Annotated in this window: 15 protein-coding genes, 1 tRNA gene, 1 pseudogene and 1 other annotated feature; of the genes and pseudogenes, 6 read left to right on the top strand and 11 right to left on the bottom strand. The window is 70.7% G+C overall.

Annotated elements, in window-relative coordinates; all coding sequences use genetic code 11:
• The 3 genes from RT054_RS13980 to mscL all read left to right on the top strand — a co-directional run bounded on the left by RT054_RS13980 (position 1) and on the right by mscL (position 1780).
• On the top strand, positions 1–336 hold the full coding sequence (locus tag RT054_RS13980; RefSeq protein ID WP_313024674.1) for an FmdB family zinc ribbon protein: 336 nt from the start codon (positions 1–3) through the stop codon (positions 334–336).
• A 277-nt stretch (positions 337–613) separates the two neighbouring features.
• The gene (locus tag RT054_RS13975) at positions 614–1282 is read left to right on the top strand and encodes an SAF domain-containing protein (RefSeq protein WP_312720623.1); all 669 of its coding nucleotides are present in this window, start codon (positions 614–616) and stop codon (positions 1280–1282) included.
• A 75-nt stretch (positions 1283–1357) separates the two neighbouring features.
• On the top strand, positions 1358–1780 hold the full coding sequence (mscL, locus tag RT054_RS13970) for a large conductance mechanosensitive channel protein MscL (protein WP_313024671.1): 423 nt from the start codon (positions 1358–1360) through the stop codon (positions 1778–1780).
• Between the two features lie 214 nt (positions 1781–1994).
• Here mscL and RT054_RS13965 read toward each other — a convergent pair whose 3' ends face one another.
• The 4 genes from RT054_RS13965 to RT054_RS13950 form a co-directional block, all read right to left on the bottom strand.
• Positions 1995–2213, bottom strand: coding sequence for a hypothetical protein (locus tag RT054_RS13965; RefSeq protein ID WP_313024668.1), 219 nt, complete (start codon positions 2211–2213; stop codon positions 1995–1997).
• Positions 2210–6244, bottom strand: a complete 4035-nt coding sequence (locus RT054_RS13960) for an AAA family ATPase (RefSeq protein WP_313024665.1) — start codon at positions 6242–6244, stop codon at positions 2210–2212. The genes RT054_RS13965 and RT054_RS13960 overlap by 4 nt, the downstream gene beginning before the upstream one ends.
• Before the next feature lie 105 nt (positions 6245–6349).
• Complete coding sequence (locus tag RT054_RS13955; RefSeq protein ID WP_313024663.1) at positions 6350–7687, bottom strand: phosphodiester glycosidase family protein; 1338 nt, start codon at positions 7685–7687, stop codon at positions 6350–6352.
• Between the two features lie 208 nt (positions 7688–7895).
• Complete coding sequence (locus tag RT054_RS13950; protein WP_313024660.1) at positions 7896–8828, bottom strand: carbohydrate kinase; 933 nt, start codon at positions 8826–8828, stop codon at positions 7896–7898.
• A gap of 321 nt (positions 8829–9149) precedes the next feature.
• Between RT054_RS13950 and RT054_RS13945 the strand changes: the two genes are divergently transcribed.
• Positions 9150–9222, top strand: a tRNA-Arg gene (locus RT054_RS13945).
• A gap of 127 nt (positions 9223–9349) precedes the next feature.
• Here RT054_RS13945 and RT054_RS16550 read toward each other — a convergent pair.
• Positions 9350–9454: pseudogene (locus RT054_RS16550) on the bottom strand (integrase); the annotation flags it as partial.
• A 461-nt stretch (positions 9455–9915) separates the two neighbouring features.
• On the opposite strand from RT054_RS16550, the gene RT054_RS13935 reads away from it, so the two are divergent.
• Complete coding sequence (locus RT054_RS13935) at positions 9916–10725, top strand: transposase (protein ID WP_396837309.1); 810 nt, start codon at positions 9916–9918, stop codon at positions 10723–10725.
• 1591 nt (positions 10726–12316) lie between these two features.
• Positions 12317–12448: a sequence feature (AL1L pseudoknot), on the bottom strand.
• Here RT054_RS13935 and RT054_RS13930 read toward each other — a convergent pair.
• The 4 genes from RT054_RS13930 to RT054_RS13915 all read right to left on the bottom strand — a co-directional run bounded on the left by RT054_RS13930 (position 12409) and on the right by RT054_RS13915 (position 14839).
• Positions 12409–12729: a transposase gene (locus RT054_RS13930; protein WP_313024658.1), complete on the bottom strand. Its 321-nt coding sequence runs from the start codon at positions 12727–12729 to the stop codon at positions 12409–12411. It overlaps the preceding feature by 40 nt.
• Positions 12701–12946, bottom strand: a complete 246-nt coding sequence (locus RT054_RS13925; RefSeq protein WP_313024655.1) for a hypothetical protein — start codon at positions 12944–12946, stop codon at positions 12701–12703. The genes RT054_RS13930 and RT054_RS13925 overlap by 29 nt, the downstream gene beginning before the upstream one ends.
• Positions 12947–13880: 934 nt before the next feature.
• On the bottom strand, positions 13881–14171 hold the full coding sequence (locus tag RT054_RS16545) for a tyrosine-type recombinase/integrase (RefSeq protein WP_396837308.1): 291 nt from the start codon (positions 14169–14171) through the stop codon (positions 13881–13883).
• A gap of 98 nt (positions 14172–14269) precedes the next feature.
• On the bottom strand, positions 14270–14839 hold the full coding sequence (locus RT054_RS13915; RefSeq protein WP_313024653.1) for a hypothetical protein: 570 nt from the start codon (positions 14837–14839) through the stop codon (positions 14270–14272).
• Positions 14840–15132: 293 nt separating this feature from the next.
• Here RT054_RS13915 and RT054_RS13910 point away from each other — a divergent pair, with 293 nt between their 5' ends.
• On the top strand, positions 15133–15600 hold the full coding sequence (locus tag RT054_RS13910) for an SRPBCC family protein (protein ID WP_312720613.1): 468 nt from the start codon (positions 15133–15135) through the stop codon (positions 15598–15600).
• Positions 15601–15682: 82 nt separating this feature from the next.
• Here the strand turns inward: RT054_RS13910 and RT054_RS13905 are convergent, their stop codons facing one another.
• Positions 15683–16309, bottom strand: coding sequence for a GNAT family N-acetyltransferase (locus RT054_RS13905; protein WP_313024649.1), 627 nt, complete (start codon positions 16307–16309; stop codon positions 15683–15685).
• Positions 16310–16440: 131 nt separating this feature from the next.
• Positions 16441–19458, bottom strand: coding sequence for an AAA family ATPase (locus RT054_RS13900; protein ID WP_313024646.1), 3018 nt, complete (start codon positions 19456–19458; stop codon positions 16441–16443).
• Positions 19459–19463 lie beyond the last annotated feature (5 nt).

Genomic DNA, 19463 nt, shown 5'->3' with positions numbered 1-19463 from the left:
ATGCCCACCTACGCCTACGCCTGCACCACCTGCCCGCACCGTTTCGACGTCGTGCAGTCGTTCACCGACGACGCCCTCACGACGTGCCCCGAGTGCGAGGGACGTCTGCGCAAGGTCTTCAACTCGGTCGGTGTCGTCTTCAAGGGGTCCGGGTTCTATCGCACCGACTCGCGGAGCAACGGCGCGAACGGCACCTCGACGACCGCGGGCGACAGCTCCTCCACCACCTCGAGCTCCGCGAAAAACGCCGCGTCCTCGAGCTCGTCCGACTCGACCGGCAACAGCTCCGGCGCGACGAAGACCGCCGCGGCAGCACCCTCGGCCGCAGCGAGCTGACCCGGCCGCCCTCGCACGGCGACGATCCGCCCGCCTCGTCCGATCCCGACGGACCGACGGGCCCCGGGCAGCGCAGACTGAGCGGGCCACCCAGGCCGCGCCCGAGGGTGGCCCGTCGCCCCCGGGGCGTGTGACCCTCCTGATCCGCTCACCCGCGCCGAGCGGATTCCTCGCCTCGACGGCGTCGGCGTCCCCATCCCGAGGGAGCGGGCGGTGTCATCCACAGGTGTCGCCGGGATCCGGGCGTGAGGACGGGGGGCCTCCTACCGTTTCGGTCATGCCGTCCGCACCGACCCTTCCATGGCTCACGTCGGCCCCACCCCCGGCGACCCGCCGCGTGGGGGCGCCGCGCCGTCGCCTGTCGGTGCGCAAGGTGCGACTCGCCGCCGCGGCGGTGTGCGCGTTCCTCGCCACGTGGCTGCTCGCCGGTCTCCTCGCCCCCGACCCGCCGCCGCACGTCGTCCTCACCCCCGTTCGCGATCTGCCGGCCGGGCACGCGCTCGTCGCGGGAGATCTCATGCCGGTGCGGGTCACCGACGACCTCCGACCCGCAGATGCACCGTCGGACGTGACGGCCGCGGTGGGTCGGCGCCTCGCCCGTCCGGTCCTCGCCCGCGAGATCCTCACCGCTTCCGCCCTCACCGTCGTCACGGCCCTCGCCGCGAACGAACGCGCCGTCCACGTGCCGATCGCCGACCCGGGAGCCGTCGCCACGCTTCACATCGGCGATCGCGTCGACCTCGTCGAGGGTGCGGCCGGACGCGTGGTCGCGGCGTCGGCGCGCATCTTGTCGGTCGACGACATCACCACCGACAGGGGCGGGCACGGTATCGTCATCGCCGTTCCGTACGACAGGATCTCGGGCCTCGTGCCCGCGATGGGCGCCGAGGGCCCTGGCGTCACCCCGGTGCTGCGCGACGCCCGAGCCGCAGGCGCGGCTCGGTGACCGGCAGCACCACCACCTCCCGCCACGCTCGCGGGGCACCCACGTACCCACCCATACAGAAGGGATCGCCCGCCCGTGCTCACCGGCTTCAAGGAATTCATCCTCCGCGGCAACGTCATCGAACTCGCTGTCGCCGTCGTCATCGGCTCGGCCTTCCAGAAGGTCGTCGACACCGTCGTCACCAACCTCGTCACCCCGGTCATCAACGCCGCCGGCAACCCGCAGACCGAGGGCCTCGGCTTCCACCTGCGGCCCGACATGCCGCAGGCCACCTACATGGACGTCTCCGCGATCATCAACGCGCTCATCGTCTTCCTGCTCACGGCCGCGGTCGTCTACTTCGTCTTCGTCCTGCCGATGAACAAGCTCGCCGAGCGCCGCAACCGCGGTGAGGAGCCCGAGGCCGAGCCCATCTCCGAGGATGTCGCCCTCCTCCGCGAGATCCGCGACCTGCTCGAGTCGCAGCGCGGCACCGGCACGAGCACCGACCGACGCTGAGGTTCGCGAGGAGCGAGCACGCCCCTCCCCACGCGCGACGAAGGCGCCCACTGATCTCAGGTGGGCGCCTTCACCCGTGTCGGCGCTCGGCGTGGGCGGGTCGATGGCTCGACCCTGGTGGCCGGTCCGGCGAGGTCACCGGGCTCCTCGACCGCATCACCGGTGGTCCCGCTCTCCGGCAGTGTCGAGCCCCGGTGGTCGGTCTCCCGGGTGCTCAGTCCCAGTGCGGAGGCCGCTGGTCGAGGATCCAGCGGTCGCGGTCCTCCCGATCGCGCCAGTCACCCCAGCCCTCGTCGGTGTCGTCGCGGGTCTGCTCGGGCGTGGCCATGCGCGGGCGGCGGGAGGACCGACCCGTCGACGTGCCGTCGCTGTCGGAGGCGGCATCGTCGCCGCCCCGCTCCTCGTCAGCGCCGACGACGGGCTCCTCACTCATGCCCGCCCCGCCCCCTGCCGACGACGGCGCAGAACGGTGCGGGCGTCGACGGCGCGGATACCGGCGCGGATCATCGGGACGGCGGCGCCGGCGACGGTGAGCAGGTCGGCGCTCCAGACGCGGACGACCTCCCAACCCGCCCGGTCGAGCAGCTCGGCCCGCACACGCTCGCGGTCGCGGATGTCGCGGATGGCCGCGTGCTCGCGCCCGTCGACCTGGACCGCGACGACGGGGCGCGGCGCCTCGGGCTCGGCGACGGCGAGATCGATGCGGCGCGGGCCGGTGCCGAACCGCGGGTGCACGACGAGCCCGTCCTCGGTGATCGCGGCCGACAGCCCCCGCAGGAGCAGGGCCGTCTCGCTCGCCGCGGGGGGCTCCGATGCCGGGGTCGCGGTGGGGTCGGTGCTGCCGGGCTTCTCGGAGACCTCGGCCTGGTGATGCTGAAGCCCGATGTGGGAGAGGAAGTCCCGCAGCAGCGCAGCCCCGGGCGTCGAGGGTCGGCGCTCGCCGAAGTCCGTCGGCGAGATCTCGCTGACGACGGTCGCGCGACGGCGAGCGATGGCGAGCGCGGCGGCGAGGGCACGGTCGCCGCCCTCGGCGTCGAGACGACCGAACCGGCGCGGCAACGATCCGTCCGGCCCGGGACCGTAACCGAGCGCGAGGATCACCGCGTCGCGGCGCTCCCCCACGACACGGTCGACGTGGACGATGCGTTCGGCGTCCGAGCCCGTCGTCGTGAGCCAGGCGCGCAGCTCGGTGTCGAGCTCGGCGGCCGTCTCCATGGCCGCCCGCAGCGCCTCGGCCCGGGCGCTGCTGAGCGTGACGACGAGCAGCGACTCCTCGTGACGTTCGCGCAGGTGCTCGCGCACGAGGCGGATGACCGTGGTGGCCTCGGGGCTCTCGAGCGCGGGGGCGTCGAGCATCACGTCACCGTCGCGGACGGGGACGGTGAGACCTCCCCCGTCACCGTCGTCGGTGCCGTCGCGGCCGGCGACGACGAGCGTGAGCGGCGAGGTGGGCGAGGTGCCGGGGGTCGTGAGCAGTGCACTGTCGTACACGACGTGGTTGGCGAACGAGAGCAGAGACTCGTCGACGTCGGCGTGCACCGTCGTGAGACGTCGGACGCCCAGCACGTCGGTGGCGGCGTCGAGCAGCGTCGGGCCGGAGGCGACGGGGACGGCGTCGTCGGGGTCGGCCTGCTCACCGAGCTGCGCGGACGCCGTGGCGTACGGCATCGGCGCGGGCTGCCGATCGTCGCCGACGACGACGACATGACGCCCGCGTGAGATCGCGGAGACGGCGTGGGACACGAGCATCTGGGCCGCGTCGTCGACGATCACGACGTCGAACCATTGCCCGAGCGGCACGAGCGAGGCCACGACCTGCGGACTCATCGCCCAGCACGGCTTGACGTCGAGCAGCAGGTCGGAGGCCTGCGCGAACAGTTCACGGGCCGGAACCCCGGTGCCGGTACCCGAGGCCGCGTATCGCACGATCTGCTGCGCTCGCTCGTGCCCCGAGGCCGCGTCGTGCAGCCGCTGGGCGACCGCGACGCGCACCTCGTCGCGGGAGGCGCGCACGTGGTCGTGGTCGAGGCGTACGTACTCCTCGACGAGAGCGCGCAGCCGATCGCCGTCGTGGGCGCCGACGCGCGGGTCGTCGAGGGCGATCTGCGACAGGAGCGACCGCCACCAGATGCGTTCGATCTCCGCGGGGATCTGGGCGGCGGGCACGTGGCGCGAGGCGAGATCGGCGACGGCGGGCTCGAACCCGGCCGCGAGGGCCCGGTCGAGCGCCGGCGCGACCCTCGGCAGCACGGCGATGCGGTCGGCGTGGGCGGCGAGATCGTCGACGCGTGCGACGAGTTCGTCGACGGTGAGGGTGAACAGGTCTCCCCCGGCGGACGTCGTCTCCAGACGCTCCGAGAGCCACCGGAGGTCGGCCTCGAGGTCGTCCCACAGCGTGCGCGACGCGTCGAGACCGGCGGGGACGCGGGGCGGGTCCTCGGTGCCGCTCCACGCGACCCACGCGGTGCGCTGTTCGTGCGCGGCGCTCAGCAGGTCGTGCAACTCGTCGAGGGGGGTGTCGGGGTTGAGCAGCGACTCAGCACGTCGGCGCAGGTCACGGCGGGTGCGCCAGCTGATGAACAGGCCTCTGTCCTGACGGTACTGCCGGTCGGCGGTGGCGCCGAGGAGGTAGTCGAGCGGCTGCAGATACACGTCCTCGGGCAGGACCTGGAGGGTCTTGCGGACCCCGAACATGAGGTCGAGCGCCCCGTCCCAGTGGTCGGGGGTCTCGGCGGGCGGGAGGCCGGCGTCGACGAGCGTGGCGTCGAGGGCGGTGCGAGCCTCGGCGAGACGGCCACCGGCGAGGTCCTCGACGATGCGACGGGCCTTGGCGGCCTCCTCCTCGGACACCACCCAGGCGCGGTACCACGGGTCGGCCGGCCAGTCCTCGCTCCACCCGTCGGCGGCGGCGACCGACGCGAGCAGCTCACCGACGACCTGCACCTGGTCGGCGTCGAGGCCCGTGAGGGTGGCCGGGTCGAGCACGACCTCGGAGGTGGGGCGGACGGGCAACTCGCTCTGCGCGGCGAGCGCCTCGCGGATCTGGAACACGCTGACGCCCCAGGGAGCGCGCTCGGCGTGCACGGCGGACAGTGCGCTCTCGACCTCGGCGCTGACGTCGCGGAGCTGTTCGCGCAGGCCACGGGTGTCGGGTTCGCGAGCCGGTCGACGTCGGTCCAGTGCCGTGACGACCTCGCGGGCGACGGTCTGGGAGTCGGGCAGGTCACCGTGGGCGTCGAGGACGAGGCCACCGAGACCCGCCTCGTCGAGCTGGGCGGTGACGGCCTCGAGCGAGCGGCGGGCGGAGGCGACGTACAACACGCTGCGACCCTCGGCCGCGAGCGCGGCGACGATGTTGGCGATCGTGCGGCTCTTGCCCGTGCCGGGACCGCCGACGAGCGCGACGTCGCGTCCGCGCCGCGCGTCGATGACCGCGCGGGACTGCACGGAGTCGGCGTCGAGGGCGAGGAGTTCCTCGCCGGGGTCGAGGGGGCCGTCCTCGGCGGGGCCGTCGAGCCTGGAGGCGCCGGGCACCGCGGCGAGCGCGGCGAGCACCGGGTGGTCACCGAGATCCATGCCCTGCTGGGTGAGGTCGGAGACCATCGGCAGCTTGGTGTAGGAGAACGTCGAGACGACGCGGCGGTCGTGGACCGTGAACCCGGGGATGAACGAGCACACCCGGGACAGCTCGCGGAACACCCGGATGGGGTCGAAGCGTGTGGACACGGCGGCGAGGGACGCGAGCGCGACGGGGTCGAGGTCGACGCCCTGTTCGTGGCTCAGGTAGTTGAGCAGCACCGGGTTGACCTCGACGTCGGTGCCGAGGTCGAGGTCGAAATCGGAACCGGCGGCGTCGACGGGGTGGATCTCGCAGCGGCGCAACAACACCGGCGCCTGCGGGGCGCGCGGGCCGGGCACGTCCCACGTCGCCATGCCGAGCGCCATGAAGCAGGTGACGAGACCGCGTTCGTGTCGCAGCTCGAGGCTCTTCTCACGGATGGCGTGTGCACGACGACGGGCCTCGACGAAGGCGCTGCGCTCTCGGACGAGGTGAGAGAGGCGCGTGGAACCGCCGGCCATGAGCATCGAGACGCCGCCGGGGTGCACGGTGGTGAGGTCGAGGGTGCCTGCGGGCAGGTCGCGGTACCAGAGCAGCGTGTTGGGGCCGCCGAGGTCGGCGAGTTCGTGTCGCCACCCCTTGACGACGTCCGCGACGATCTCGTCGCGGAATCCGCCGGCAGGCGTGCGGGCGCCGCCGCCGTCGGCCGACCTCGGGGTGGCGGAGGCGGACCCCGTGGACGCGGTCGCCACCTCGGGACTCGAGTCGCCGCCGTGCGCAGGGGTGGCGTCGGCGTTCCCGGCCTGCGCGGGCGTGTGCGCTCGCGACGGCGCGCCGGTGGCGGAGGGCGGCGCAGGGGACGGGCCGACCGGGGTCGGCTCGGGCAGGGAGGGGCTTCGACTCACGCCTGCGATGGTACCGGCGGGGGCTGACAACCCTTTCCCCTCCCGAGTCAACGTCGGGTAAGGAGCTGGTGTGGGAAAACCCTTACCTCAGAGCGTCATCGCAGGTCAGGGCATGAAGACGACGGCATCGCCGACGGCGCGCTCACGCCCTCCCGCGGGGGTGTTGGCGAGTCGGCCGCGCATGGCCATCGCCGTGGACCCGCCTCCGTCGAGGTTCACCGCATCGACGAGGCCGAGCGAGGCGGCGATGCGGGCCTCCTCGGCGAGGGTCACGCCCACGCTGCGGGTGGAGCGTCCGTCGATGGTGACGAGGGCGACGGACCCACCGGGGGTGCGTCCGATGAAGGTCCGCGGCTGTCGGGAGAAGAAGCCGCTCGTGGACTGGGGCGCGACGATCTCGCCGTCTCGGATGAGGCGGTAGCGGCCGACGACACCGAACGTCGTCGACCGCAGCGCGACCGGCGAGCCGTCCTTCGCGGTGAGCTGTTCGCGGTAGGTGGGGCAGCCGGTGCCCGCGACGCGCAGGAGTTCGGCGGCCTTGGTGCCGGTGGCCTGATAGGAGACCTGCGCCGGGGTGATGCGTACGCCGCGCCGGGGCTGCGCGGAGACGACGCACCCGTCCCGCCCGACGACGACCTCCGCGCCCGGCCCACTCGGGGTGCGGGCAGCGTAGTGCGGGGTGAAGCGCACGAACCGGCCCGGAGTCCCGCACTGCGCGGGGTCGACGTTCTCGCACCCGGGCGGCGCGGCGAGCGGGGTGTTGACCGCGTCCATGCGCAGCTCTCCCTGCTGGCTCGACAGCCTCCCGGTCCACCGGAAGTCGTCCATCCGCAGCTGTTTGGTGCGGGAATCCATGAGGACGCCCATGTGCCCGGCCACGCGCTGCGGCTCGGAGATGACCGTGCCGCCGTTCACGGCGAGGCCGACCATGTCGCCCGGGGCGGTCGCGCGCCCCTGCGAGAAGTAGCTGCCGTTGACGGCGACGAGCGAGCCGCTCCAGAGACCCAGCGTCGAGACCCCCTCGCGTCGGGCGATGTCGGTGCCGATGGCCGTGCGCAGCTGGCCCTTGGCCGACGGGGCGATCATCGCGACCTGCACCCGCCACGGACCCCGCTGGGTCGTGCCACGGGTGGCGTTCGTCGCGGGCTTGTCACCCCGGACGATCGACGTCACCGAGACCCCTGGTGCCAGCCTCGTCACGCGTCGGGTCTCGGGGAGCCCGGGATCGCCGACGTCCAGCCGCGGGGACGCCTTCGTCGCCGTGCGGGCGGCGGGGCGGGGTGCGGCCTCGGCCATGGCGACCGGAACGAGCATTCCGGCGGCCACGAGTGCGGCGATCGACACCGGGACGACGCCCCGCGACCGGGACGGCACGCGTCCGTGGGCATCGAGGCGACGGCCCGTGGCGTCGACGTCGGCGATGGGCGGAGTCTGACGGGTCATGCGGGTGCCCCCTGGGGTCGATGTGGCGCACCGGTTTTCCCCGCCGGTGGCGCTTCCACCGTAGAGGGCAGGATGGGGTGTGGGTGGTCGGCCACGCAGGCCTCCGCCCACGGGTTGCATGCATGGCGCCGAGGGCCGCCGGCCGCGACGTCGCACCCGCGGCGGTCGACGAACCCAGAACCCAGAGCCCAGAGCTGAAGCTCAGAGCTCAGAGCTCAGAGCGGGTGGGCGGGTCGGCGCCGTCACGGGACACGGTGATCGCCGCGCAGCGGGTGGCACGCTCGACGGCGGGCAGGACGGCGGCGAGATCGGCGCGGCGGAGGGAGGCGGCGGCCTCCCGGCTGCCGAGGAACCCGGCGTCGAGGAGCCCCGAGATCAGCCCCGACATGAACGCGTCCCCCGCCCCCACGGTGTCGGCGACGACGATGTCGGCCACCGGCGCGACGTCCGCCCACTCGTCGCCACGCGGGACGTGGACACGGGCACCGTCGGCCCCACGGGTGACGACGACGAGCGCGGCGCCCAGGGCGGCGAACCGTCGCATGACCGCATCGGCGTCGAGGGTCGTGTGCGCGTCGTACAACCAGGCGAGGTCCTCGTCACTGGCCTTGACGACGTCGGCGACCCCGACGAGCGCCTCGACGCGGGCGCGGGCCTGCGCCGGGTCGCCCATGAGGCTGGGGCGGGCGTTGGGGTCGTAGGAGACGGTGCCGCTCTCGTGGGCACGGCGGGCGGTGTCGAGGACGGCGTCGGCGCCCGGGCCGAGGGTCGCGGCGATGGAGCCGGTGTGCAGGTGCCCGATGGGGTCCTTGTCGAGTGCGACGGCGACGTCCCAGACGAGGTCGAACTCGTAGGTCGCGGCGCCGTCCTCGTCGAGGGTGGCCGTGGCCGTGGACGTCGACGGCGCGGAGGCGGTGCCGCGCGTGAGGGTGATGTGGGGTTCCCGTTCGAGGTGGGCGCGGATCGCGTGGCCGTGCAGGTCGTCGCCGAACCGCGACGCGAAGTGCACCGGGTGCCCGAGCCGCGCGAGCCCGATCGCGACGTTGAGGGGGCTGCCGCCGGGGTGCTCCTCCACGCTCCCGTCGGTGCGATGGACGATGTCGACGAGGGCCTCGCCGACCACGAGAGTGCGCTGAGTCATCGCGTCCTGCCTCCTCGACGAGGAACGTGTGGTCGCCTCCGACACTACGGCGCGGGCGTGACCCGGGCGACGGAGGCGACGGCGCGGCGCCTCTCGTCCTCGAGGCGTCGGGGCGTTGAGGCGTCGAGGCGTCGAGGCGGTGCGAGGGCTGCTGTCCGTGCGTGACCACTCTCGTCCCCCGGCGGGCAGCGAAGCCTGACGTGCGGGCTCCTGATCGAACGACGGCACTCCCCCTCGCACCCGCCACCCCGACGGCACCGTGACCGACGTTGTCCCCGCTCGTGAGAAGATGGTCCGCGCGGCGCAACCACCGCCCGCCCAGCCCTCGTAGCTCAGGGGATAGAGCACCGCTCTCCTAAAGCGGGTGTCGCAGGTTCGAATCCTGCCGGGGGCACACAGTGGATCGGCTGGTCAGGACGCATGCGGCGGCATGACCGATCCGCCCCTCATGGGGCCTGCGAGCCCCGCTGTGGCCCATGCCGCCGGGCGAGCGCCCCACGGCGTCGAGATCGTCGGGGACCGGCGGACACGTCGAGCGTCATCGCCGACGAGGCGTGGCCGAGCATCCGCTGCCCGGCCTCGACGTTCGCGCCCGCTGCGATGGCCAGAGACGCGGCCGTGTGGCGCCACCCCAACGCCCCCGCCATGAACACCTAACCTCGCGCTTTCACGCGGCGTCGGTTTGAGTGGTAGAACAGTGCAGAAAGGTGCCCTTGACCTGGGAGGATGGTGATTGTCGAAGTCTCCATCAAGCAGGACGGAAGGGCACCCTTCAGGTGAAGAAGCGTAGCGGGTTCTACCCGATGGTGAAGGTTGGGACGGCGCCGGTGACGGCGGTAGGTGCCGCCGGTGGGGTGTTGTTGACCGGCACGGTGGCCGCCAGTGGCTTGGATCGGGCGTTGAGTGCGGCGTTGGAGCCGTTTCGCTCGCCGTGGGCGCGTCATGGTCCGGGCAAGGTGTTGACCGATTTGGCGATCACGCTGGCCCTGGGCGGGGACGCGTGCAGTGATGCAGCGGTGTTTCGGGCCGAACCGGGGGTCTACGGGCCGGTCGCCTCGGACCCCACGATCTTGCGCACGATCACCGCTTGGCTCGCGACGCCGACCGCGCCCTGGCCGCGATCGCTGCCGCTCGCAAGGCCTCCCGCGCGCACGTGTGGGCCGCTGCCCGGGCGGATGCTCCCAGCCATGAGATCGATGAGCGGGCGCCGCTGGTCATCGATCTGGACGCAACGTTGGTGAGCGCGCACAGCGAAAAGGAGCAGGCCGCGCCGACCTACAAGCGGGGGTTCGGGCTCCACCCGTTGTGCGCCTTCGTCGATCACGGACCCGCCGGTACCGCAGAAGCGTTGGCGGTCCTGTTGCGCCCGGGCAACGCCGGGTCGAACACCGCTGCCGATCACATCAGCCTGACCCCTCAGGCGCTGGCTGCCGTGCCGGGGATCCACGCCTCCCGGCCGGGACGAAAGGTGTTGATCCGCACCGACTCCGGCGGTGGCACCCATGCCTTCATGGACTGGCTGGCCCGCCGCGGCCTGCAGTACTCGATCGGCTTCGTGCTGCCAGCGGACATTCCCGCCCAGTATGCGAAGATCTCGGCTGCGGCGTGGACCCCGGCCTACGACCCCCAGGGCCGTGCGCGTGAAGGCGCCGACGTCGCCCACATCACCGGCCTGCTGGACCTGAACGGCTACCCCGACCGGATGCGAGTCATCATCCGCCGGGAACGTCCCCATCCCGGTGCGCAACTGCCCGCCCACCTGTCATTGAATCTCGGCGAACATCACCGGGACGCCTCTTTGAGTAGTATGTTAACAGCTCTGACGCCTGCTGGGAAACTCTCAACAAGCTCTAGTACGAATGGAGTCGTGCGCATGGCGATTGCCGCCAGACCGTAACAAGCGACTCACCCTTGCTTGGCTGGCATAGAGAGAGGGACAGACTGTCCGACATTGCAGTGGCCCACCCGAGCCCTCAGGTCCAAGAATCGCGCGCGGCGCACCGACCACTCTCAACACTGCTCGCCCATGAGCCTCTTCGCCAGCCGCCAACCTAAGGATACTGCCCTGCGGAACGAACCCAAGACGCCAGAACGCACGGAGCACGAGCGCATTCGGGCGAGCTTTCTCACAACGCTCATCAGTTGCTCCACATGTTTTGTTGCCATCTTGATTTTCATCGGCGCAGCTACATTCTGGACGCAACCAGGCCGCACCTTGAGCCCCTTGCGACTAATTGATGAATGGCTGGCCAGTGCTGGACGACTCTCCAACTTCCTGCTCGAACGAGTGGACCCAGTTTCCACGTCCATCTCGACCGCCACACTTGCTACGGCCTTAGTGCTTGCATGTGCCTTTAGCCGAAAGCCCGACAGCCTCCTCATGCCCACGGAGGTGATTCGCCTCCAATTCCTTGAAACTGTTACCAGCGCAACGAGCTTAATCGCCGGAAGCGCTCTTGTCGTCTGCAGCGCCTTACTCACGTTTGGCGGCACAGATACGACTGTCGGCGCTGGCGTCTCTTTTGGCTGCGGCCTACTGACCCTAAGCCTTGGCACCCTTGTCCCTGTATCTCCACGCTACTGGGAGAGGGCCATCGAGAACGAACGACGCGCATTAACCAGACTGGAGAGGGGGCGCCCTCATAGTGCGCAAGCAATGGTAAGCATCACGACATGGCTGCAACTCATGTTCATAAATGCTTTGCTGAGAACCGCCTGGCTGGTAAGCAGCTTCCATCTAATAGCCGCGCAGCACGGGCAGCACTTGCACTGGACTCCCGTAATTGGCATTGCCATCCCGCTAGCACTCGGCACGGGCCTCGCGTGGGACCTCTCTATAACGTGGGCAAGACTCTACCTTTCAACAACACTGCTTACCGACCGCTGGATCGCAATTCCGATCTATTTGATTTGGGCATGCGCCATCTCACTCCTCTCGATTTCAGTCATTCGGATCGCAATGCAAACTACATGGTTAATAGGCCTCTTCTTGGGTGGATGCCTATCGGTGCCATTCATAACTAACATTGCACCGATTCTCGGACAGTACTGGAAGATGCTCCATGCAGCTCGCTTTGATTCTGCAATTCGAGATGCAAGAACCCGGATATCACGATTCGAAAGCCTTCAGCGACTGACTCAAGGCGAACAGGACACTCCAGCTACGCGGACTGTGAACCAGGACGCTCATGTTCTGAAGCGGTGCGGGGAATCATTTGACGCTGAAGGGATCCCAGAAGCCGCTGAGTGTAAGCGCCGAAAACGTTCACTCACGCGCAGGCGAGTCTATTCTTGGCTTATGCGCAGAAGGAGCCGATGACAGTGTATAACGAAGGCCTTCTGCGTGGCATCCGCAGCTGGGTTCACGATTATGTGCGACCTACACACTTCGGAGGATCCTCATGCAAGACCCCCAGGCGGTCGTCGATGACACAGTCGCGGGCAGCGCGATGTGATGGCGGACGGCTCTTACGGGCGTAATAGGAGCTGGGGGCGATCCGAATTCCGGCCTCTTTCAAGGTCTCGCAGATCGGCTCGACCCCGTGCTCGTCACGGTGCTCGTCGATCAAGGTGTCCACGTCTACAGCCGGCGGTCGAGCTCCGCCTGAGCGAAATACGCACTCGCCTGGCGAAGAATCGTGTTCGCACGCCGTAGTTCGCGGTTCTCTTTTTCCAGTTCGGCGATCCGTTGCGCGCCAGTGGTGGTCATGCCGGGGATCTGGCCCTCATCGATCCGGTCGCGCTTGACCCAGTTCCGCAGCGTGTCGGGGTTGATCCCGAGCTGCTCGCCGACCTGCCGACTCGCGCGGGAGACGGCCAGACCGGGCTCGTCGATCAGCTGACGCACCAGCCGGACAGCTCGCTCACACCGCTCATCGGGATGCTTCTTTGGTGCAGGCATGTCTCCATCCTCCTGGTGAGATCAAGCCCTCCACCCTTCCCGGGGCGATCCAGTCCGGCCAGTCGTTCCACAGCCAGACGTCGTCGAACTGCTCGGCCCACAGGGGATCAGACCGCAGGTACTGCAGCAGCAGCCGCTCGAGCATGCTGCCCTTGTCCCGCTCGGACGTCGCCATCTCGCGCAGCTCGTCCAGCACCCCGTACACCGTCGTCGACATGCGCCCATTCTGCCCAGGGGGCGGATGCCCCCAGAAACCAACATGCCTCGCACTGCAGGGAGGTGGCGCCCGTGAGGACTTTCTGTACGGGTTTCAAGGCGCCGCTAACGCGGCGCGGCGGCCCGGACGGACGCTGCGCTGCGGCCTGCGGCCGTTCTCGCGCCCACCCGGGCCGCACACACCAAAGGGGCCACTCATCAAATGACGAGAGGCCCCTTCGTTCGTTAGCTCAAGGAAGCCAGTGAGCTGCCAATTGCTCCAGCACCCGCCGCCCAAGATTGCTGCGATACATAGTCCCAGAGAGAACCCCCGAGAACACGTTCCCAGCTGATTGCGCGACTGCTTTTGACCCTCTTGATGTTCCTAAGCTGACGACCACTCATACGCTTCCCCTTTCGACTCTTACCGTTGGACCTACTGTTCAGACGGTTCCTGACAAAGAGGACGACGAGCGCCGCGAGCATCAGACCCGCCAACAGGCCTCCTGCTTGAGTACCCAAGGACTCGAACCCGGACCACTGGCTGCCTTCAACTAACGACAACACCTAGAGTACGACGAAGTCCAGGCGTTTGGTAGCCCCTCTTCCAAGGTTCCCGGGCTTCGCAGCCCGGACCCGCGACCCGCCGCGATTCGCCGACAGGCGGTCCAGCGTCTCGCCGCTTTCTACAGGTCGGCGAATCGCGCCGGACTGAACCGCGTGCACCTCAGAGGCAACCCGCGGTTGTGGCACATTCGTGGCACACGAGGTCGAGAATCAGCCCGATCCAGCGTCAGGCAACGAAAAGCATCCATGCAGGTCAGAGCCCGTTCCACGGCCTTGACCGGGCGGCCCGATGGCACTCCTAAAGCGGGTGTCGCAGGTTCGAATCCTGCCGGGGGCACACAGTGGATCCGCTGGTCAGGACGCATGCGGCGGCATGACCGATCCGCCCCTCATGGGGCCTGCGAGCCCCGTTGTGGCCCATGCCGCCGGGCGAGCGCCCCACGGCGTCGAGATCGTCGGGGACCAGCGGACACGTCGAGCGTCATCGCCGACGAGGCGTGGCCGAGTATCCGCTGCCCGGCCTCGACGTCAACGCCCGTCTGGGTCGCCGATGAGGCGGCCGTGTGGCGCACGTCGTGAACGCGGACGTCGTGAACCTCCGCCGCGGCACATGCCGATTCGAAGACACGCCTCCGCCAGGTGTCGAGGCGCAGCGGACCGCCCTCGGTCGAGCCGGACACGAGATCTTCCCCGCTCTTCCATGCGCAGGCGTCGCCGGGTGGCCCATGAGTACCGGCGGCACGGGGACAGGCAGAAGAGCGGCAGTCGCAAGAAACGATCAGGGCTGCGACTCGGCCGAGCGGACGAGGTCGCCCACCGCGATTCGCGCCGGCAAACCAGGCGCTTCCGGGTCCATACGGTAGGCGGTGCCGTCCACGACACGGTAAACGCCCGAGAACAGCCCCGTGATCGCCCATTGCCCCGTCGCCTTCCCACGCTCGAACTCGAAGGGGACCAAGAACAGCACCACCTTCTGCCCCGGGACAAGGGAGGTGCCGAGGCTGCCGTCGCCCAGCTCACGCACGGTCACGCGCGCAACCTCAGGCCCCTTGACCCTGGTTTCCACCACCACATCACGAAGGGTGAAAGGGACTCCGTGAATCACTTCGACCCTGGACTCCTCGACAGGGGTGCCGACCACGATCAGCTCGCTCGCCTTCGACATCTGGGCCACGGAATCCGGCACGAACGGTCGACTCACCTCGGGAAGACGTCGAGACGCACTCGCCTCGGGCACCACCTTCACCGCAGACGGGTTCGCCTCTGCCGGCATCGTCCGGCCCGCGATGCCGAACGCCCCACCCACCAGCAGCAATGCACTCGCCCCGAGCGCAACGTGAGTACGCATACCACAAGACTACCGCCTCTGCAAGACACCAGCCAGGCGTCATGGAGCACACCATCGGCCAGGCGCGGCTCTTGCACCCCACGGGGTCTCGGCCTCTCCCCCGGTGAGAGCGCAGGTCGGTTCTCTCCGACCGTGCACATGAACCGGCGCCTGAAGCCCACGTCCCCACTCCGGCAGTCGCCGCCCGGCTCCGACTGGCACCTCGAACGGCCCGGCACCAGACGCCGGCACGGCCTGCGCGGCAGCCCCGTCTTCGACCGGACACATCGGCGCCGGACTACTACTCTCGGGTCATGGCGAACCCCTCCCAGTCCCTGTCCCGCGACATCGCGGCCGAACCGGCCCGCGTGTGGTCGGTCCTCACCGACCTCGAGCGCGTCCCCGAGATCATGAGCGGCGTCTCCGGCATCGAGCGGCTCGACGACGGGCCCTTCCGCCTGGGCACCTCGTGGCGGGAGACCCGCTCCGCGGTGGGCCGGGACGGAATCCACGAGCGCACCGTCACAGAGCTCCAGGCCCTCGGCCTCATCCGCGTCGAGGAGAGCGACGGCACCACGCGGTCCGCGACCACCTACAAGCTCGAAGCGCTGCACCCCGGCACCCGTCTCACGATCTCTCACGAGGACGAGCCGGGCGACGAGGCCGGAACCCTCGCCAAGGTCGCGATGAAGGTCATGGCACCCGTCGAGCACCAGCGGGCCAAGCGGTCTCTCACCTCCCACATGGACGACATCGCCACGGCTGCGGAGTCGCGGGACTGACGAGCGCGGCACCGACGGTCACCGCACCGGGCTCGGGACCCGGCGGAACGGGTCCGGGACGACACCCACCCGGGCAGGGGCCTCACCCCGAGGACACCGGGGCGAGGGTGCGTCGCATGACGGTGTTCCGCTGCCCCTTGGCGCGGATGAAGTCGAACCCGGCTCGCTCGTACACCGACCGGGTGCCGTTGTACAAGAAGGACGACGAGGTCGGCTTGTCGGTTCGGGGGATGTGGGGGTACCCCTCCACGATGCCCCCGCCGTCCGCGGCGATCATGTCGAGCGCACCCTGCAGGGCGGTCGTCACGAGGCCGTGCCGCCGGTAGCGCTTGTCGACGAAGATGCAGGTGATGCGGTAGTCGGGCTCGACCTCTCCGGCGGCTGCGAGATCCTTGAGGTACTGGGTGCGGTGGTGAATGGTGGGCAGCTGCTCGGGCGTCCCGAACTCGGCCCAGGCGATGGCCTCCTCACCGTCCTCCCCCTCGCGCACCACGAGTGCGGCACGAGCGACGCCCTCCTCGACCAGACGTCTCTTCAGGGCCCGGTTGCCCTCGGCACTCTGACCTCGCTCGGCACAGTCGGGGTGGAACCAGATGCACCAGCAGCCGCCGAAGATGCCGTTGTGGCGATCCACGAGCGCCTCGAAGAGCGGCCACGTGTCGGTCGTCAGCGCCGTGATCGTGGTCGGGCCCGGGTCCGTGGTCACCATGTCGGCGACTGTAGCCCGGATCACACCCTCGGCGGGCCGACATGCCACCGGACCGCGGCGGCGTCACCCGTGGGCCCGATCGCCGCGCCGGACGCCAGGTCTGACGCGGCGCCGGGTGACCGGGGCCCCGGTCAGACCTGGATGACGTGCGCGTCGGGGATCGCCGTGTAGCGGCCGGGGGTGCAGGTGAGAAGGATGATCTGTGCGCCTCCCCCGACCAGCGAGAACGCCGCGCACACCCGCTGCAGTCGCTCGGGGTCGGAGTACCCCATCGCGTCGTCGAGGATGACCGGGGCACCCTGCCGGGGATCCACGAGCGAGGCACACGCGAGGCGGGCGAGGATCGACATCTGCTCCTTGGCCCCCGAGGACAGCGCCTCGTAGGGGATGCGCTCCTCACCGAGGAGGCGGGCGTCGATGGTGAGCCCCGGGCCGATCTCGACGTCGAAGTCCGGCCCGTACACGACGCGGCCGAGGCGCGACACGGCCCGACCGAACGGCGCGACGTACGTGCTGCGGACCTCATCACGGTGGCGTGTGAGGGTCTCGTACAAGGTGCGCGCCGCCTCGGCACGCCGCCTCAGTGCCGCGAGCGACCGCTCGGCCCGGGCCACGTCCGACTCCGCCTCGGCGAGACGATCGGCGCGCCCCTGCTCCCCCGCGTGCCGCAGACGCGCCTCGATCTCGATCTTGTCGTCACGAGCCTGCGAGAACCGCCGCCGCATCGACGACGCCGCCGACAGCGCACCCTCGAGGCGCACTCGCAGGCTGTCCGGATCGAGCCTCGCGACCTCCGCCGCGACCTCGACCTCCTGGGCTCGCGCGCCCTCGAGCGCGGCGCGGGCATCGACGACCCGGGCCGAGAGGAGATCGTCACCCTCGTGCTCGCGCGCACGGGTCAGCCGTTCGGTGACGGCCGCCAGCGTGCATCGGGCGGACTCGACGGCGACCTCCGCCCGTGCCACCCGCAGTCGCGCCGCCTCGACGCCTGCCCGCACGGCCTCCACCTCCGCGTCGGCGGCGGCGATCGCCGCTTCCGCGTCGGCCTCACGCACGCGGGCCTGCGCGGCGACGGCTCGCAGCACCGGCCCCGACTCAGCCATGGGAACCGGGGCGGACGCCGGACGGTCAGCCCCCGCGCGGGCTCCGGCCCCCGGGTCGTGGGCACCGACGGTCTCGCTCGGCGCCATGCCGTGCGCAGCGACCGGCGCGCGACCGGCGGCACCACTGTCGCCACCGACGGTCGCGAGGATCCACGCGGTGATGCGGGCTGCGGACTCGGCCGTCACCTCGGCCGGCGACGACGCGATCAGCACGTCGAACGCGGGCGAGGTCGACATGCCCGGCTCCCTCACCAGGACGACGCTGCTCGTGGCGGAGGAGGTCGCCTCGTGCGCGGAGGCCACCGGGGATGTCGCCGGGGTCGAGGAGGTGGCGTCGCCTGCGTCGGTGGGATCATCGGACACACCCGCGCCGCTCCCGGGGCCGCCTGCCACGACCGGGGCCTCGCGGCGGCGCGTGACCAGCTCGACGACGTGCGCGTGCAGACGCTCCCCTCGGTCCCGCAACGCGTCGACCGTCGACGCCCCGAGGACCGCCGCCACCTCGGCCTCGGCGTCCGCGCAGGCCACCTCGGCTTCGGCGGCCCGCCCGGCCGCGGCCCGCGCGGCGGCGAGATCGGGCACCCCGGCCTCCGCGAGAAGCTCGGCGAGGACACGCTCGGCACGGGCGACGACCTCGGCCCGCTCGTCCGCTCCGACGGCGGGCTCGATCGACACCTCGATGAGACCGGGGACCTCGATCCGCACCGGTCCTCCGACGACCCCGTCGAGCCCGGCGCCCACCTCGTTGCGTCGACCGTCGACGACCACCTCGACGTCGGTGTCGTCGACACCCGCCACCGGAGCGATCCGCCACGTCGGACTCCCCGCACGCCACTCGGCCCGCGCGATGTCGAGCGCCCGCTCGGCCGCCTCCAACCGCGTCAGCGACCCGTCGAAGCGCGCCGCCCGGGCCGCGTCCCGCGCCGCGCGACGGCGGACGAGTGCCTCCTCGAGCCGCCGCAGACGAGCGCCGAGCTCGACGAGATCGGCGAGATCGCCGACGAGGGCGAGATCCGACTCTGCGCCCGACGCCGCGCGCCGCGCCGCCCGCTGACGTGAGCGTGCCTGCTCGGCGGCGGCGAGCGCCGCGGCGAGCGACGACTCCCGCGGATCCACGTCCGCGCGGCACGTCGCCAGCTCCTCCTCCGAGCCGGCGAGCGCTCCCGCCGACCGCGTGACCTCATCGGCCAGCTCGCTCCGTCGGCGCACCGCCTCGGAGGCCGCCTCGTAAGCCTGGCGGGCCACGGCGGTGCGCGTCGCGAGGCTCTCGGCCTCGCGAACCACCTGTTGTGAGGCCTCCCACTGCTCCCGCAGCTCAACCGCGGCCACGTCGGTGGAGTCGAGCTGCGCAGCCAACCGGTCGACCTCGCCGACGGCGCTCGCGTGTCGCGCGACGTCCTCCGCGACCTCGTGGACGGCGGCGGCGGCCTCCTGCCGACTCGTGCGGGCCGACTCCAGGCGGATCTCGGCCTCGCGGTACGCACCCGTCGGCCGCCCCGTGGCGGTGAAGAACTCGCGGTAGACCGCCTCGGCCGCCTCCACGAGGGAGTCCCCTTCACCACCGGCGGAACCCGCCTGCCCCGCCGCCTCGTCGAGCGCGGTCGACAGGGCCGCACTCTCCGAGAGGTCGGTGGCGGTGAGCGGCGTGGCCTGCATGAGCCGCAACGCGCTCCACAGATTGGCGTCGGTGGTCTCGGCGAGGATCTCTCGGACCCGGTCGTGTGCCGCGGAACCGGTGAGCTGCTCGAGGCGGGGGGCGTGCACCGTGAGCACCGTGGAAGGCTTGCGGAACCACTGTTTGCGGTAGGTGAACCGATAAGGACCACTGCTGATCTCGGCCTCGACGGCACTGGACACGTCGCGGCCCACGGGTCGCATCGCGAGCACGTGCCGCTTCTTGGAGGAGTCCTTCTCGTCCAGCAGGAGGTCGAGGGCCTCGATCATCGTGGTCTTGCCCGCCTCGTTCTGCCCTTCGACGACGACGATGCCCTCGTCGGGGAAGTCGATCCGACGGTCGGCGACGCCCTTGATGTGGCTGAGGGTCATGCGGT

The organism is Mobilicoccus sp. (genome assembly GCF_032060985.1).
Lineage (GTDB): Bacteria > Actinomycetota > Actinomycetes > Actinomycetales > Dermatophilaceae > Mobilicoccus.
The sequence above is the reverse complement of the archived record's forward strand: the minus strand, read 5'-3'. Positions and strand labels throughout refer to the sequence as shown.

Coding starts and splice junctions, on each gene's coding strand:
- RT054_RS13980 (WP_313024674.1), top strand. CDS start 1: ATGCCCACCTACGCCTACGCCTGCACCACCTGCCCGCACCGTTTCGAC.
- RT054_RS13975 (WP_312720623.1), top strand. CDS start 614: ATGCCGTCCGCACCGACCCTTCCATGGCTCACGTCGGCCCCACCCCCG.
- RT054_RS13965 (WP_313024668.1), bottom strand. CDS start 2,213: ATGAGTGAGGAGCCCGTCGTCGGCGCTGACGAGGAGCGGGGCGGCGAC.
- RT054_RS13955 (WP_313024663.1), bottom strand. CDS start 7,687: ATGACCCGTCAGACTCCGCCCATCGCCGACGTCGACGCCACGGGCCGT.
- RT054_RS13950 (WP_313024660.1), bottom strand. CDS start 8,828: ATGACTCAGCGCACTCTCGTGGTCGGCGAGGCCCTCGTCGACATCGTC.
- RT054_RS13930 (WP_313024658.1), bottom strand. CDS start 12,729: ATGCCTGCACCAAAGAAGCATCCCGATGAGCGGTGTGAGCGAGCTGTC.
- RT054_RS13925 (WP_313024655.1), bottom strand. CDS start 12,946: ATGTCGACGACGGTGTACGGGGTGCTGGACGAGCTGCGCGAGATGGCG.
- RT054_RS13915 (WP_313024653.1), bottom strand. CDS start 14,839: ATGCGTACTCACGTTGCGCTCGGGGCGAGTGCATTGCTGCTGGTGGGT.
- RT054_RS13910 (WP_312720613.1), top strand. CDS start 15,133: ATGGCGAACCCCTCCCAGTCCCTGTCCCGCGACATCGCGGCCGAACCG.
- RT054_RS13905 (WP_313024649.1), bottom strand. CDS start 16,309: ATGGTGACCACGGACCCGGGCCCGACCACGATCACGGCGCTGACGACC.
- RT054_RS13900 (WP_313024646.1), bottom strand. CDS start 19,458: ATGACCCTCAGCCACATCAAGGGCGTCGCCGACCGTCGGATCGACTTC.